Here is a 14,991-nt window from a genome sequence, read left to right on the forward strand (position 1 = left end):
CCCTTGGCGGACCCCCCGTCCGCCGTTGGGCCGGACAGTGGGCGGCGCGGCCTCATGCCGCAATTGTCCCCGGCGCGTAAGTCTTTCAACGCGATTTTGAAAGACCCGACCATTGTCGCGCATTCCTTGATACAGAATTCCGCCCCTGACCGCTTGTCCTTGCGCGGCCGCCGCGCTTTGCTGACGCAACGACAGGCACAAGGGGAGAGAGATGCGCTACAGCCGAGACCTGACCGGATATGGCCGGACCACCCCCGATCCTCGCTGGCCGGGCGGTGCCCGCATCGCGGTCCAGATCGTCCTCAACTATGAGGAAGGCGGAGAGAACAGCATCGAGCATGGCGATCCCGCCTCGGAGGCGTTCCTGTCCGAGATCATCGGCGCCCAGCCCTGGCCCGGCCAGCGGCACTGGAACATGGAATCGATCTATGACTATGGCGCGCGGTCCGGGTTCTGGCGGATGCACCGCATGCTTTGCGACCTGCCGATCACCGTCTATGGCGTCGCCACCGCGCTGGAGCGCAGCCCCGAACAGGTTGCCGCCATGCAGGAGGCCGGGTGGGAGATCGCGACCCATGGCCTTAAGTGGATCGACTATCGCAACGTCCCGCGCGAGGTCGAGGCCGACCACATCGCCCAGGCCGTGGCCCTGCACACCGCCATCACCGGCGAACGCCCGCACGGCTTCTATCAGGGGCGCACGTCGATGAACACGGTGGCCTTGGGCTGCGAGGAAGGCGGGTTCGCCTATCTGGCCGACACCATCGCGGACGAACTGCCCTATTGGCACGTCCACAACGGCCGGCCGCAGCTGATGGTGCCCTATACGATGGACGCCAACGACATGCGATTTTCCAGCGGACAAGGGTTCGGAACGGGGACCGACTTCTTCGACTATCTGCGCGACAGCTTCGACATCCTCTATGCCGAAGGGGCCGCCGGCGCGCCCAAGATGATGTCCATCGGCCTGCACTGCCGCTTGGCCGGGCGCCCTGGTCGGGCCATGGCGATCCAGCGGTTCCTGGACCACGCCCGCAGCCACGAGGGCGTCTGGTTCGCCAGCCGCCTGGACATCGCCCGCCATTGGGCGGCCGAACATCCGTTCCAGCCCCGCACGCGCCCGTCGCAGATGGACCGCGACGCCTTTGTCGCACGGTTCGGCGGCGTCTATGAACATTCGCCCTTCATCGCCGAACGCGTCTGGGATGCCGAGATGGGTGCCGTCCACGACACGCCCGGCGGCCTTGCCGGACGCATGGCGCAGATGTTCCGCGCGTCAGGCGACGACGAACGACTGGGCGTGCTGCGGGCCCACCCAGACCTTGCCGGCAAGCTGGCGCAGGCAAAGCGTCTGACCGCCGACAGCACCGCCGAACAGGCCAGCGCCGGTCTGGACGCGCTGACCGATGCGGAACGGGCCGAATTCACACGCCTGAACGACGCCTATGTCGCCAAGCACGGCTTTCCGTTCATCATCGCGGTCCGCGACCACGACAAGGCGGGCATCCTGTCCGCCATGCAGGCCCGCGTCGACAACGACACCGCCACCGAACGCGTCACAGCCGAGGCGCAGGTCACCCGCATCGCCACCCTTCGCCTGAAGGAGATCCTGAAATGACCCAGACCGGCCCCGCGGGCGCCCCCACCGGCGACATCGCCCAGCTTCCCACCGATGATGCCACCGCGCCGCGCATCCGCTATGCCGGGCCAGTGGCGGGCCTGCCGCCCCAGACGGGGATGACCACCGACACCGCCATCTTCACCGAGGCCTATGCCGTCATCCCGCGCACCGTGATGCGCGACATCGTCACCAGCTATCTGCCCGGCTGGCAGGGGATGCGGTTCTGGATGCTGGCCCGCCCGCTGACCGGATTCGCCGAAACCTTCAGCCAGTACATCGTCGAACTGGCCGAAGGCGGCGGCAGTGACACGCCCGACGACGACCCCGAGGTCCAGCACGCGATCTTCGTCACCGGCGGCGACATGCAGGTGGTGATCGACGGGACCGAGCATCTGCTGTCGCCGGGCGGCTTTGCCTATATTCCGGCGGGTACGCCGTGGCGGGTCAGGAACCGCACCGCAGGCCCCGCGGGCTTTCACTGGTGGCGCAAGCGCTGGCAGCCCTTTGCCGGCACGGACAAGCCCGACCCCATCGTGGTGCAGGAACAAGACATCGCCCCGTCCATGATGCCCGACACGGACGGGGCATGGGGCACCACGCGCTTCATGGACCCGGCCGATCTGCGCCATGACATGCACATCACCGTCGTGACGTTCAAACCCGGCGGCTCGATCCCCTTCGCGGAAACGCACGTGATGGAACACGGCCTGTTCGTGCTGGAAGGAAAGGCCGTCTATCGCCTGAACCGGGACTGGGTCGAGGTCGGTCCGGGCGATTACATGTGGCTGCGGGCATTCTGCCCACAGGCCTGCTACGCCGGCGGCCCGGGGCCGTTCCGTTATCTTCTGTACAAGGACGTCAACCGCCACGCGACGCTGTGGCCGAACCGCTAATTCGCCGGGGCTGCGATCACTTCAGCGGATCGTGGCCCCAGTTCATCAGGGAATAGCGCCAGTCGCTGTGTTCCTTGTCCTTTTCGGGCCCACCCTGCGCCAAGTGGCGCTTGATGTAGCCCGCGACCTTGGCCATGTGCGACCAGTCGTCGTCGGTCAGGTCGGCCTTCTTCTTGTCCTTGATGCGCAGGATGTGGCGGCCTGACTTGTGGCCGGTGCTTTCGCCCTGCCCGCCGGTGTCGCCCACCGACTTGCTGTCATCAGTGTCCAGCCAATCCTTCAACTGGGACGGCGTCATGTTCACCAGCTTCTGCCAGTCGTCCCAAACCTGTTCATGCGATGCCATTGAATCCTCCTGCGATCGGCGGAAAAACTCTTGGCGCCAATGCGCGGTTCCAATCGGGCGGCATTCTGCTATGACCCCGCGTTGCACAGAATGCAAATTATTAACGTGGTAAACAGATGCGGATCATTGGCCTTGATGCGGCGCGAAGCCTGGCGATCGTGCTGGCGATGTCGTCGCATGTCTTTGCGGATGTGGGCCTTTACGCCCACATGTCCGAACCGCTGACCCGCGTTGCGGGATTTGCCTTCCAGATCGCCACACCGACCTTCATCCTGCTGTTCGGCACTATGCTGGAGGTGGTCTATCGCCCACGCTGGACCACGCGTCAGGCGCGCCATGGGGTTGCCATGCGGCTTTTGTCGCGGGCGTTCCAGTGCTGGGTTCTCTATGCGCTGACGATCCTGACACTGACCCTGACCGATGACGGTTACTCGGTGCCCTACAGCACCGCGACGATCCTGTTCATGGGAAATTCGCCCTATACGGAAATCCTGAAGTTCTATGCCATCGTCCTCGCCGTCGCGCCGATCCTGTTGTGGATTCGGACGCGGACCGGGCTGTTGCCGCTGGCGGTCGCCGCGCTGGCCTGTCACGCGGCGTGGCCCCTGCTCAGCGGCCTTCCGGACGTCCAGAACGATCTGGGCGCGCCCACCCCCGTGGCCAGCCTCGTCCAGTTTCTGACCGGTTTCGGCGACCTGCCGCTTGCAGGTCCGTCCGTGCTGCACGGCCTGACGCTGGTCATCGCCGGACACTGCCTGGGCCGCTATCTGACCGGCCGGTCGCCGGCGGGATCGACAGACCCCTTGGCCGATCCGGGCTTTGGCCGCCGGGTGCGTGCGCTGCTGGTCGGGGGCGCGGGGGTCGCGCTGATCGGCGGGCTGTTCGTCAGCGTCGACGTGATCGACGGCCTGGCGGATGGCAGCCTGCGCCGGGACAGCAATCCGCTGTATTTTGCAACTGGCATCCTGTCGGCGACGCTGATGACGCTGTTCTTCGTCTGGATGATCGACATCCGAAAAGTCGGAAGCATCGGGGCATGGTCCCAAGCCACCTTCTTTGGCCGCACCAGCATGTTCACCTTCGCCTGGGGCAATGTCCTGCTGTATCTGGTCGCCCCCCAGCCCACCGACGTGATCGGGGCAGCGGCATGGACCGCCGCCCTGCTGGCCGCGCTGTGCGTGATGAGCCTTGGTTTCGACCGCGCCGCGCGCCGCTCGACGACGGTGGCGACCACGCTGATGCGGCTCAGACGGCCCGCCGACTGGCTGGCCGAACGGCTGCTATGGGGGATGGGCCGACTGCGCGCGGCCTAGCTCAAACCTTGGTGGCGCTGACCGGTGGCGTGACGGTGCGGGCGCGGATGCGCGCCTCGCGCCAGGTGATATAGCTGATCGCCCCGATCATCAGACCGCCGCCCAGGATCACCCACGGGTCCAGCGGCTCATGGAAGACCAGCACGCCGACCAGGCTGGCCCAGATCAGCTGCAGGAACGTCACCGGCTGCGTGACCGTCAGCGGCGCCGCCGCAAAGGCCCGCGTCATCGTGTAATGGCCAAGCGTCGCAAAGACCGCGACCAGCGCCAGCCAGCCCAGCTGGCCCATCGTCGGCGGCACCCACTGCGCGATGGCCAGCGGTGCCAGACCGACCGATACCGTCAGCGACATCATCGCCACGACCACCGCCGCGGGCACGCGATCCGACAGCTGCTTGGCGATCAGATAGGACAGACCGAAGGCGACAGCGGCCAGAACCTGGCTCAGATGCCCGGGGTCCAGCTCCCGCAACCCCGGCCGCAGTACGACCAGCGCGCCCATAAGCGCCACCGCCACCGCCGCGATCCGCCGCGAGGCCAGCTTTTCGCCCAGGAACAGCGCGGCGCAGATCGTCACGATGATGGGGTTCAGAAAACCGATGGCCGTCACCTCGGCCACGGTGATGCGCGACATCGCATAGAACCACGCGACCACCGCCACCACGTGCAGCGCCCCACGCAGCGCGAACAGCCCCCAGATCCTCTGCGAAAACCCGCCCCGCAAGGCGCTGGTGATGACCGGGGCCAGAAACACCAATCCGAACAGAAAGCGGATGAACGCCGCCTGTGCCGCGGGCAGCGCGCCGTCCAGCCCGCGCACGATGGTGTTGACCGCGACAAAGCACAGCCCTGTCGCCAGCATCCATCCGATGCCGATCAGGTCGCGGCGTGTCTCGCTTTGCATCTGCATGATCTGCAATTGCCGCCTTTCCCGGCGGCGCGCAAGGCGCAAAACGCAAGACGGGCCGCCCCCGATGGGAACGGCCCGCCCGCGCGATCGACGGCGATTACAGTTGCGCCGCGATCTCTTCCGAGATGTCAAAATTGCCGGTGACGGTCTGGACGTCGTCGTCATCCTCCAGCGTGTCGATCAGGCGCATCAGCTTTTGCGCGGTCTCAAGGTCGGTGACCTCGGTGGGCGCCTGCGGCTTCCAGATCAGCTTGGCAGTGTCGGATTCGCCCAAGGACGCCTCCAATGCGCTGGACACCTCGTTCAGCGCGGTGTCGGCGCAATAGATCCAGTGGCCCTCCTCGTCGGATTCGACGTCGTCGGCCCCGGCCTCCAGCGCGGCCAGCATGACCGTATCGGCATCGCCAGCGGACGCGGGATAGACGATCTCTCCGACCCGGTCGAACATGAAGCTGACCGAACCGGTCTGGCCCATGTCGCCGCCCGACTTGGTGAAATAGCTGCGCACGTTCGACGCGGTGCGGTTGCGGTTGTCCGTCATCGCCTCGACCACCAGCGCGATCCCGTTCGGGCCGTAACCCTCATAGCGGATCTCGTCATAGGTCTCGGCGTCGCCGCCCTGCGATTTCTTGATGGCGCGGTCGATCACGTCTTTGGGGACGGATTTCGACTTGGCCTCCTTGACGGCCAGGCGCAGGCGCGGGTTCTTTTCAGGATCGGGGTCGCCCATCTTGGCGGCCACGGTGATCTCTTTCGCCAGCTTGGAGAACAGCTTGGACCGCAGCTTGTCCTGCCGGCCCTTGCGGTGCTGGATGTTGGCCCATTTGGAATGCCCTGCCATGTCGGGTCGTCCTTCGTGCGGAAACTGGAATATGGCCCGCTTCTAGTCCAGCGGGCACCCCCATCGCAATGCGAAACGCGGCCCCAGGGGGCCGCGCGGTGGTCGTCCGGTGATCGGGCGCGCCTTACAGCGCGGCGGAACCGCCCAGGATGCGGCGGACTTCGCCGTCGCGGGTCAGGCCCTTGGCGGACAGTTCGGCATCCGACATCTGGCTCAGGCGGTTCAGCGCGCGCATCTGCGGGCTTGCCTCGGCCAGAGCGATCATGAAGCGGCCCACGGCACGGAACGGCGCCAACAGCGAGCCGGCCGAGAAACCGGTGGATTTGTGATCGACAGAAGCGATGGTCGCCATGTGGAAACTCCTTGCATAGGACAAAGTCGTTTCCTCCCCTGCGCCCTAGATCGGGGTTTTGCCCCCCGATCGCAACCGCCGATGCTGCATGGCAGCATTGCAGTCGCGGCAAACGCAAGGCGTCAAGGAACCAGCGGCCACAGGATGGGGATGATCAGGCACGCCACGATGCCGCAGATGATGTCCAGCGGCACGCCCACCTTGACGAAGTCAGAGAACCGATACCCCCCCGGTCCATAGACCATCATATGTGTCTGATAGCCGATGGGCGTCGCAAAGGCGACGGTTGCCGCGAACATGACTGCCACGACATAGGGCCGCGGGTCGTGGCCAAGGGTCGTGGCCAGCGCGATGGCAATGGGCGTCAGCAAAACGGCGACCGCATTGTTCGACAGGACCTCGGTCAGGATCAGGCCCAGGAAATAGACCGCGATCAGGGTCAGGAACGGCGGCAGGTCCATCAGGTGCGGCGCCAGGAAGTCGACGATCAGGTTGACCGTCCCCGTATGTTCCAGCGCCTCGCCCACGGCCAGCATGGCAAAGATCATCGCCATCAGGCGGCCGTCCACGAAAGAGAACGCCTCTTCGGCGTCGACGCAGCGGGTGATCAGGATCACCGCCGCCGCCAGGAAGGACAGCGCCAGGATCGGGGCGACGTTCAGGGCCGCCAGCGTCACCACGGCCAGCAGGCAGATGATCGCGATGGGGGCGCGATTGCGCCGATAGGCGCGCGCCGAGGGGCGCGAGACGTCGACCATCTCCATGTCGGTGGCCAGGCGGCCGATATCCTCGGGCGCGCCCTCCAGCAGCAGGGTGTCGCCCACGCGCACCACCAGGTCGTCCAGCTGGCGACCGATGTTCTGGTTCCGCCGGTGCGCCGCCAGGACGTAGATGCCATAGCGGCGGCGCAGGCGCAGGTCGCCAAGGCGTCGACCGATCAGATGGCAGCCCGGCGAGATCAGGACCTCGACGGTCTCGGTCGCGACCGAGCCCAGCTTGTCCAGCATCTGCAGGTTCTTGTTGTCCAGCATCTCCAGCAGGTCGGACATCTCCGACCGCAGGACGACGCGGTCGCCGGGGGCCAGCACGACCTCGGGCAGGTTGCGGCGCAGCGACGCGTCGCCCCGCAGCACGTCGATCAGGCGCACCGCGTCGCGCTTGAACAGCGCCACCTCGGTCACGGTCTGGCCGACCAAAGACGAATCCTCGGGGATCGCGACTTCGGTGAAGTACTTCATCTCGCGGCGCGACCCCAGGAAGCCGGCCAGCGAGGTGCGTTCGGGCAGAAGCTTGCGCCCGATCAGCAGGAAATAGGCGATCCCGGCAAGGGTGATGGCGATGCCCACCGGGGCGATCTCGAAGATCGTGAAGGGCTCCATCCCGCGTTCGCGCGCGACCCCGTCGACCAGCAGGTTTGTCGAGGTGCCGATCAACGAGATCATGCCCCCCATCAACGTGAAATAGCTAAGCGGCATCAACAATTTGGACGGCGTTGTTCCAAGCCGCAGCGCCAGCTGGATGCAGATCGGGATCATCACCGCGACGACCGGCGTGTTGTTCATCACCGCCGACGCCACGATCACGAAGCCGAACAGGCTGGCCACCGCCAGCATCGGATTGGTGTCGGCGCGGGCCGACACGATGCTGGACATCAGGTCCAGCGCCCCCGTCCGCATCAGGCCGCCCATCAGCAGGTACATGAAGGCGATCGTCCAGGGTGCGGCATTCGACAGCACCCCCGCCGCATCCTCGACCGGCAGCAGCCCCAGCACCATCATCGTCGCCGCCGAGGCGATGGCGATGACCTCGGGCGGGTGCTTTTCGCGGATGAAGAGGACAAAGGTGATGCTGACGATGATCAGCATGGCAACGGAAGCGGTCGTGCCGGTCAGTTCAAAGCCAAGCATGAAGATCCTGTCTCGTCACACGGCCCGGATGCGGCCCCGACATCGGGGTGTAGAGCAGTTTTCTGCGCTGCCGCAAGCGAAAGTTGAAACGGTGCTGGCGGGTCAGGCCGGATGCGTGGCCGCCAGCCGACCGCCGTCGCGCACCGGCTGGACGCTGCGCGCCTGCCCCGTGCGGTCGTCCGTCTCGACCAGCACGCCGGACAGCGTCGCCTCGCCTTCGGCGGGCACGAAGCGGTCGCGGACCATGCCGGTGATGAAGCGGCGCAGCGGCTCTGCCTTGTCCATGCCGATCACGCTGTCATAGTCGCCGCACATCCCCGCATCGGTCAGATAAGTCGTCCCGCGCGGCAGCACCTGCGCATCGGCCGTGGGGACGTGGGTGTGGGTGCCCACCACCAGGCTGGCGCGCCCGTCGCAGAAATGACCCACGGCCATCTTCTCGCTGGTCGCCTCGGCGTGGATGTCGACCAGGGCGGCCTGCACCATGCCGCCCGGCGGATGGGCGCGCAGCACGCCGTCCAGCGCCGAGAACGGATCGTCGTAGGGACGCGACATGAACACCTGGCCCAGGGCCTGCACGATCAGCGCCTTGCGCCCGCGCTGGTCGCTGATGATCGTGTGGCCGCGGCCCGGCGCCTCGCGCGCGAAATTCAGAGGGCGCACGATCCGCGGTTCGCGGTCGATGAAGGCCAGCATGTCCTTTTGATCAAAGGCATGGTCGCCGAGCGTCAGGCAATCGGCCCCCGCCTCCAGCAGCAGCTGCGCGTGACCCGCGGTCAGGCCCCGCCCGCCGCTTGCGTTCTCCGAATTGACCACGACAAGATCGGCCTTCAGCCGGGCGCGCAGCCCCGCCAGCCGTTCGGTGATCGCCCGACGGCCCGAACGGCCCATCACATCGCCAAGAAACAGAATTTTCATGGGGGTCTGCTATGCCAATCTGCGTGCGGCCTCAAGCGCGCACATGCAAAAAGGGCTGCCTTGCGGCAGCCCTTTCATATCGTCGCCGTAAGGCGTCGGATCAGACGAACTGAACGTTCGTTGCCGATTCGCGACCGTCACGGCCACGCTCCAGCTCGAACGTCACCTTCTGGCCGTCGGCCGGAGCCGACAGGCCCGCGCGCTCGAGAGCCGAGATGTGCAGGAAAACGTCCTGGCGGCCGCCTTCCGGTTGAATGAAGCCGAAGCCTTTGGTGCTGTTGAACCACTTCACGGTGCCGTTGGCCATCGTGAGATCTCCTGTCTTAGTGTTCCACCCGCAGTATGCGGTGGCTTGGCCGTCAGATTAACAAAGCAGACTGAAGGCAGAAGCAGACAGGATGCAGAGAATTTAACGTAGCCATGTCTAGATAGGGCGGACAGCGCCTTAATGCAAGGGAAACTTGGTGCCGGCTGAGGGATTTGAACCCCCGACCCCCTGATTACAAATCAGACGCTCTACCACTGAGCTAAGCCGGCATCGTCGTCCGATTACCAAGCCGCCCGATGTTACGCAAGCGGCGGCTTCGTGCGCCTTGCACCGCCCAGGTTGGTGCGCGCCAAAAGCGCGACCGCAGCCAGCCCCACGGCCATCACCAGCAGTGCGGCTGGCGCGGCGTTGCCCAGATCCTCCAGGCTGGCGCGTTCGTGGGTGCGGGTGGCCAGCGTCTCGAAGTTGAACGGGCGCAGCAGCAGCGTTGCGGGCAGTTCCTTGACGCAATCGACGAAGACCAGCAGCAGCGCCGCCCCCACCGACCCGCGCATCATCGGCAGATAGACCGCGCGCAGCACCCCGGCATTGTCGCGCCCCAGCGACCGCGCCGCCATCGGCAGCGACGGCGGCACCCGCGTGAAGGCCGCGTCGATCGCCCCCTGCCCGATCGCGAAGAAACGGACCAGATAGGCCAGCACGATGGCCGTGCCCGTCCCGGTCAGGATCAGCCCCGGATCGGTGCCCGTCACCGCCAGCCAGCCATCCGCGACCCGGTGGTCCAGCGCGGCCAGCGGGATCAGCAGGCCCACCGCCAGCACCGCCCCCGGCGCGGCATAGCCGATGGTCGTGACCGGCATCAGCAGGCGCGGCAGCGCCCGCCCCGACAGGCGCGTGCCATAGACCATGATCAGCGCCATCAGAACCGTCAGCACCGCGGCGATCCCGCCCAGCGACACCGTATGCCAAGCGGCCCGCACCAGCCCCGGCGACACCCAACCCTGCGGATAGGCCAGCGCATAGGTCGCGATCACCCCCACCGGCAGGACGAACCCCATCGCGAAAGGCAGCGTGCAGGCCATCGTCGCCAGGACCCCCGGCAGGGCACGCAGGCGCTGACGCTGGATCGGACGCGGCTGCCGGGCGCTTTGGTGATAGCGCGCGTTGCGGCGGGCAAAGCGTTCCCACAGCGACAGAAGCACGATGATGGCCAGCATCGCGCAGGCGATCTGGGCGGCACCGCCGGCGTTCCGACGCTCCAGCCAGGTGGTGAAGATGCCGGTGTTCAGGGTCTGGACCCCGAAATAGCTGACGACGCCGTAATCGGCGACCGCCTCCATCATCGCGATGGCCGATCCCGCTACGATGGCCGGGCGCGCCAGCGGCAGGCCAACGCGGGCGAACAGGCCCCAGGGGCCGGTGCCCAGGGCGCGCGCGACCTCGTATGCGCTGCCCGACTGTTCGTGCAGCGCGGCGCGCGTCAACAGATAGACATAGGGATAGAGGGCGGAGGCCAGCACCACGATCGCCGCCTCCAGCGAGCGGATGCGGGGGAACCAGTAGTCGCGGGCCGTCTCCCACCCGAACCAGCCGCGCAGGGCGATCTGGACCGGGCCGGAATAATCCAGGAAATCGGCCAGCGCATAGGCGCCGATATAGGCGGGCACCGCCAGCGGCAGCAGCAGCAGCCACTGCAGCACGCCACGGCCCGGAAAGTCGTAAATGCTGACCAGCCAGGCCGCCCCGGTGCCCATCGCCGCGGCAAGCAGTCCCGTCCCCACCGCAAGCGCGACCGTATTGCCGAAATAGCGGGGCATGACGCTGGACAGCAGATGCGGCCAGATGTTGTCGGTGGGGTTCAGCGCCAGCCAGACGACCGAAAGGACCGGCATCAGCACAAGCCCCGCGACCAGGACCGCGGCGACCGACCATCCACGCCCGCCCCCCTGGCGCAGGGCATGATCGTGACGGCGGCTGCGGGTCGGTTCTGGGGCTGTCCGGGTCATGCCCAAGGGCGATATGCCAAAGCGGTTTGACTGTCCACGCCGGACGGTTAATCTGCGCGCCACAACCAGGGTGGGCTTGCCCGCCGCAAGGCCAAGAAAAGACGGGACAGTTCAGATGCAGATGGTTTTCCACCTGGGGGTGCACGGCACCGACCGCGACCGCCTGCTCAAGACGCTGCTGAACAACCGCGCCGCCCTGCAGGGCATCGGCACCGAGGTGGTCACCCCGAACCGCCACCGTGGGCTGTTCGACGAGGCGCTGGCATCGCTGAACGGCGGCACCGCCACGCCCGAGATGGAACAGATCATGATGGACGCGATGCTGGAAAGCGACGATCCAAAGCGGATCGTGATGTCCACCTCGACCTTCATGGGTGCGCCGGGCCGGGCTGTGGGGCGCGACGGGCTCTATCCGCAGATCGGCATGCGCGCGGCCGCGCTGTCGCGGCTGTTCCCGTCGGCGCGGACCGAGTTCTTCTTGGCGATGCGCAATCCTGCCACCCTGCTGGCCGAGGTCCTGCCCCAGTTCAGCGGCGGCGGCTACGACGACCTGATGCAGGGCAACCACCCGCTGCAGCTGCGCTGGCGGCTGGCCATCCAGAAGCTGGTCCGATCGGTGCAGGGCCGCCGCCTGGTCCTGTGGTGCCACGAGGATGTGCCGCTCATCTGGCCCGAGGTGGTGCGACTGATCGGCGCATTGCCCGACGGCGTGCCGCTGGCGGGAAACATGCCATACATGTTCGACCTGCTGGGCCCGTCCGGAATGGAGAAGCTGCGCGCCGCGATGGCGGGCCGCGACCAGACCAATGTCGCGCAGCGCCGCCAGATCTATTCCGACGTCCTGGCCGCCCATGCCCTGCCCGAGGTGCTGGAGCAGACCGTCGACCTGCCGGGCTGGACGCAGGAGCTGGTCGATCAGGTGACGGAAAACTATCGCGCCGACGTGGCCGAGATCGCGGTCCTGCCGGGCGTCGAGTTCATCCTGCCCTAGGGCCGCGCGGGCGGCCCCGGGACGGGTGCGTCAGACCATGCCCAGGGCGGCCTTGTACATGTCCAGGATCGCCTCTTCCTCGGCGATGTCATCCTTGTCGCGGCGGCGCAGGGCGATGATCTGCTTCATCACCTTGGTGTCGTATCCGCGCGCCTTGGCCTCGGCCATCACCTCTTTCTGGCGTTCGGCGATGTCCTTCTTTTCGGCCTCAAGCTGCTCGAACTGTTCGATGAACTGGCGCAGCTCGTCCGCGGCCACCCCATAGGCTTGATCGTCCTGCATCGGATTCGTCCCTTCTTGCGCGTTTGCACCGGGTGTTAGGCGGTCTTGTTGCGGGGTGCAATCGCCGCTAGGGGACGGTCGCGAAACCCCGCTTTGCGCAAGGAGACGACCATGACCCTGTTCGACTGGATCATCTGGAGCGGCGCGGCCCTGACCCTGATCGGGCTGGGCGCCCTTGTCTGGTGCATCTGGACCGTCAGCCGCGCCCGCGCGCGGGGCCTGGACGACGCGGCGCTGCGCGAGAAGATGCGCGGCGTGCTGGCCGTGAACATGGGTGCGCTGGCGGCATCGGTCATCGGCCTGATGATGGTCGTGATCGGCATCGTGCTGGCCCGGTGACCCGACGATGAGGGTCCTGATCCAGCGCGTCACCGAAGCCCGCGTCACCGTCGACGCCCAGATCGTGGGGCAGACCGGACCGGGCCTGCTGATCCTGGCCTGCGCGATGCGGGGCGACGACGACGCGACCGTCACGGCGCTGGCCGGGCGCGTCGCACGGCTGCGCATCTTCCGCGACGATCAGGGGCGGATGAACCAGTCGGTGCTGGACACGGGCGGCACGGCGCTGGTCGTCAGCCAGTTCACCTTGGCCGCCGACACCCGCAGCGGCAACCGCCCCGGCTTCTCCTCGGCCGCCGCGCCCGACGATGGCCGGCGCCTGTACGAACGCTTCGCTCAGGCGCTGCGCGACCTGGGGGTCGCCACCGAAACCGGGCGCTTTGGCGCGGACATGCAGGTGGCCTTGGTCAATGACGGCCCGGTGACGATCTGGATGGACAGCGCCGACCGCGCCTGACCATTCAAGGGCCGTGCCTGACGGGGCTTGACTTTCACGTCATTTCCGCCCATCTGACCCCAATCGCCGTCCGCTGCCGCGTGAGCAGCCTTGGGCCCCTGCCCGATGACGCCGACACCCAATCCAGTTTCCCATTCACGCGGGGAGGCAGCAGGCATCCTCGTATCGCGCCTGCACCCCTGCCACCGGCCGCGCCCTGCGCGGGGCCCCTGCCTTTGCGTCCGATACGGGGGACGGAAGGGACGAAAGATCCTGATGGAACAGAACAACACCCGCCGCCGCCCCAACCGTGGCGGCAAGTCCACCCCCGCCCGCCCGCCGATCCAGGCCAACGAAGGCCGCCGCGCCCCCGCCCGCGAACCCGTCATCACCGGTCCCTTCGCGGATATGGGGATCGACCACCGCATCAACGCCAACATCATCGCGATGGGCCTGACCACGCCCACCCCGATCCAGGAACAGGGCATCCCCGCCATCGTGCAGGGCCGCGACGTGCTGGGCCTGGCCCAGACCGGCACCGGCAAGACGGCGGCCTTCGGCCTGCCGATGCTGACCCGCCTGATCAACTATGGCAAGAAGCCCGACCCCAAGACCTGCCGCGCGCTGATCCTGGCACCGACCCGCGAACTGGCCACCCAGATCGCGACGAACATCGACGCCTATGCCGAGGGCACGCCGATCCGGTCGTTCCGCGTCGTGGGCGGCGCCTCGATCAATACCCAGACCGAGCGGCTGTCGCGCGGCGTGGACGTGCTGATCGCCACCCCGGGCCGCCTGATGGACCTGATCGAGCGTCGCGCGATCAGCCTGGAGGCCACCACCTATCTGGTGCTGGACGAGGCCGATCAGATGCTGGACATCGGCTTCATCCACACGCTGCGCAAGATCGCGCGGATGCTGCCCCGTGAACGCCAGACGCTGATGTTCTCGGCCACCATGCCCAAGCTGATGTCGGAACTGTCGGATACCTACCTGACCAACCCGGTCAAGGTCGCCGTCAACCCGCCGGGCCAAGCCGCCAAGAAGATCGAACAGGGTGTCCACTTCGTCAGCCAGGGCGACAAGGCCACCCTTCTGGCCGAATACATGTCCAAGCACACCAACGAGCTGGCCATGGTCTTCGGCCGCACCAAGCACGGCTGCGAAAAGCTGGCCAAGCTGCTGGAAAAGTGGGGCTTTGCCGTCGCTGCGATCCACGGCAACAAGAGCCAGGGCCAACGCGAGCGTGCGCTGGAGGCCTTCCGCAAGGGAGAGACCAAGGTGCTGGTCGCCACCGACGTGGCCGCCCGCGGCTTGGACATCCCCGAGGTCGCGCATGTCTATAACTACGACCTGCCGAACGTCCCCGAGAACTATGTCCACCGCATCGGCCGGACGGCGCGTGCGGGCCGTGACGGTCGCGCCGTGGCCTTCTGCTCGCCCGCCGAACTGGGAGAGCTGCGCGCCATCGAGAAGGCCATGAAGAACGCCATTCCGGTGATCGGCGGCGACGTGCCCTCGGCCGCCGCGGCCGCAGCGGCGGGTCCTGCCGGCGGTGCACAGCGCGG

Annotated in this window: 16 protein-coding genes and 1 tRNA gene; 7 read left to right on the plus strand and 10 right to left on the minus strand. The window is 66.9% G+C overall.

What is annotated here, in order from left to right; all coding sequences use genetic code 11:
• Positions 1–211: 211 nt before the first annotated feature.
• The gene (gene puuE, locus GBO37_RS12610; protein WP_252929324.1) at positions 212–1,618 is read left to right on the plus strand and encodes an allantoinase PuuE; all 1,407 of its coding nucleotides are present in this window, start codon (positions 212–214) and stop codon (positions 1,616–1,618) included.
• Positions 1,615–2,514: a bifunctional allantoicase/(S)-ureidoglycine aminohydrolase gene (locus GBO37_RS12615; protein WP_084697227.1), complete on the plus strand. Its 900-nt coding sequence runs from the start codon at positions 1,615–1,617 to the stop codon at positions 2,512–2,514. The genes puuE and GBO37_RS12615 overlap by 4 nt, the downstream gene beginning before the upstream one ends.
• Positions 2,515–2,530: 16 nt before the next feature.
• Here the strand turns inward: GBO37_RS12615 and GBO37_RS12620 are convergent, their stop codons facing one another.
• Entirely contained in the window at positions 2,531–2,860 is a 330-nt protein-coding gene (locus tag GBO37_RS12620) for a DUF3140 domain-containing protein (RefSeq protein WP_045981284.1), read from the minus strand.
• Positions 2,861–2,976: 116 nt separating this feature from the next.
• Here GBO37_RS12620 and GBO37_RS12625 point away from each other — a divergent pair, with 116 nt between their 5' ends.
• Complete coding sequence (locus tag GBO37_RS12625; protein ID WP_252929325.1) at positions 2,977–4,173, plus strand: heparan-alpha-glucosaminide N-acetyltransferase domain-containing protein; 1,197 nt, start codon at positions 2,977–2,979, stop codon at positions 4,171–4,173.
• A gap of 1 nt (position 4,174) precedes the next feature.
• On the opposite strand, the gene GBO37_RS12630 is transcribed toward GBO37_RS12625, so the two are convergent.
• The 8 genes from GBO37_RS12630 to GBO37_RS12665 all read right to left on the minus strand — a co-directional run bounded on the left by GBO37_RS12630 (position 4,175) and on the right by GBO37_RS12665 (position 11,261).
• Positions 4,175–5,083: a DMT family transporter gene (locus GBO37_RS12630; RefSeq protein WP_252929326.1), complete on the minus strand. Its 909-nt coding sequence runs from the start codon at positions 5,081–5,083 to the stop codon at positions 4,175–4,177.
• A 97-nt stretch (positions 5,084–5,180) separates the two neighbouring features.
• Complete coding sequence (locus GBO37_RS12635) at positions 5,181–5,924, minus strand: YebC/PmpR family DNA-binding transcriptional regulator (protein ID WP_045981286.1); 744 nt, start codon at positions 5,922–5,924, stop codon at positions 5,181–5,183.
• 124 nt (positions 5,925–6,048) lie between these two features.
• The gene (locus GBO37_RS12640; RefSeq protein ID WP_045981287.1) at positions 6,049–6,276 is read right to left on the minus strand and encodes a hypothetical protein; all 228 of its coding nucleotides are present in this window, start codon (positions 6,274–6,276) and stop codon (positions 6,049–6,051) included.
• Between the two features lie 122 nt (positions 6,277–6,398).
• Positions 6,399–8,183 carry an SLC13 family permease gene (locus GBO37_RS12645; RefSeq protein WP_045999020.1) on the minus strand — a complete coding sequence of 595 codons (1,785 nt, stop codon included), beginning with the start codon at positions 8,181–8,183 and terminating at the stop codon, positions 6,399–6,401.
• Positions 8,184–8,285: 102 nt separating this feature from the next.
• Positions 8,286–9,101 (minus strand): TIGR00282 family metallophosphoesterase, encoded by an 816-nt coding sequence (locus GBO37_RS12650; RefSeq protein ID WP_252929328.1) that lies wholly within the window; start codon positions 9,099–9,101, stop codon positions 8,286–8,288.
• Between the two features lie 100 nt (positions 9,102–9,201).
• Positions 9,202–9,408: a cold-shock protein gene (locus GBO37_RS12655; RefSeq protein WP_042248736.1), complete on the minus strand. Its 207-nt coding sequence runs from the start codon at positions 9,406–9,408 to the stop codon at positions 9,202–9,204.
• A gap of 155 nt (positions 9,409–9,563) precedes the next feature.
• Positions 9,564–9,638, minus strand: a tRNA-Thr gene (locus GBO37_RS12660).
• A 30-nt stretch (positions 9,639–9,668) separates the two neighbouring features.
• The gene (locus GBO37_RS12665) at positions 9,669–11,261 is read right to left on the minus strand and encodes an iron ABC transporter permease (protein WP_252929335.1); all 1,593 of its coding nucleotides are present in this window, start codon (positions 11,259–11,261) and stop codon (positions 9,669–9,671) included.
• Positions 11,262–11,490: 229 nt separating this feature from the next.
• Between GBO37_RS12665 and GBO37_RS12670 the strand changes: the two genes are divergently transcribed.
• On the plus strand, positions 11,491–12,366 hold the full coding sequence (locus GBO37_RS12670) for a hypothetical protein (RefSeq protein WP_045981290.1): 876 nt from the start codon (positions 11,491–11,493) through the stop codon (positions 12,364–12,366).
• Positions 12,367–12,396: 30 nt separating this feature from the next.
• Here the strand turns inward: GBO37_RS12670 and GBO37_RS12675 are convergent, their stop codons facing one another.
• Complete coding sequence (locus GBO37_RS12675; RefSeq protein ID WP_042248738.1) at positions 12,397–12,648, minus strand: DUF2312 domain-containing protein; 252 nt, start codon at positions 12,646–12,648, stop codon at positions 12,397–12,399.
• Positions 12,649–12,759: 111 nt separating this feature from the next.
• On the opposite strand from GBO37_RS12675, the gene GBO37_RS12680 reads away from it, so the two are divergent.
• The 3 genes from GBO37_RS12680 to GBO37_RS12690 form a co-directional block, all read left to right on the plus strand.
• A complete protein-coding gene (locus GBO37_RS12680; protein WP_045981291.1) occupies positions 12,760–12,987 on the plus strand; it encodes a hypothetical protein in 228 nt (75 codons plus the stop codon).
• Between the two features lie 7 nt (positions 12,988–12,994).
• Positions 12,995–13,444: a D-aminoacyl-tRNA deacylase gene (dtd, locus tag GBO37_RS12685; protein WP_252929331.1), complete on the plus strand. Its 450-nt coding sequence runs from the start codon at positions 12,995–12,997 to the stop codon at positions 13,442–13,444.
• Between the two features lie 387 nt (positions 13,445–13,831).
• Positions 13,832–14,991 (plus strand): DEAD/DEAH box helicase (locus tag GBO37_RS12690; protein WP_252929338.1); only part of this gene is annotated, 1,160 nt, incomplete at its 3' end.

It is taken from the genome of Paracoccus sp. 08, from assembly GCF_024105395.1.
Taxonomy (GTDB): domain Bacteria; phylum Pseudomonadota; class Alphaproteobacteria; order Rhodobacterales; family Rhodobacteraceae; genus Paracoccus; species Paracoccus marcusii.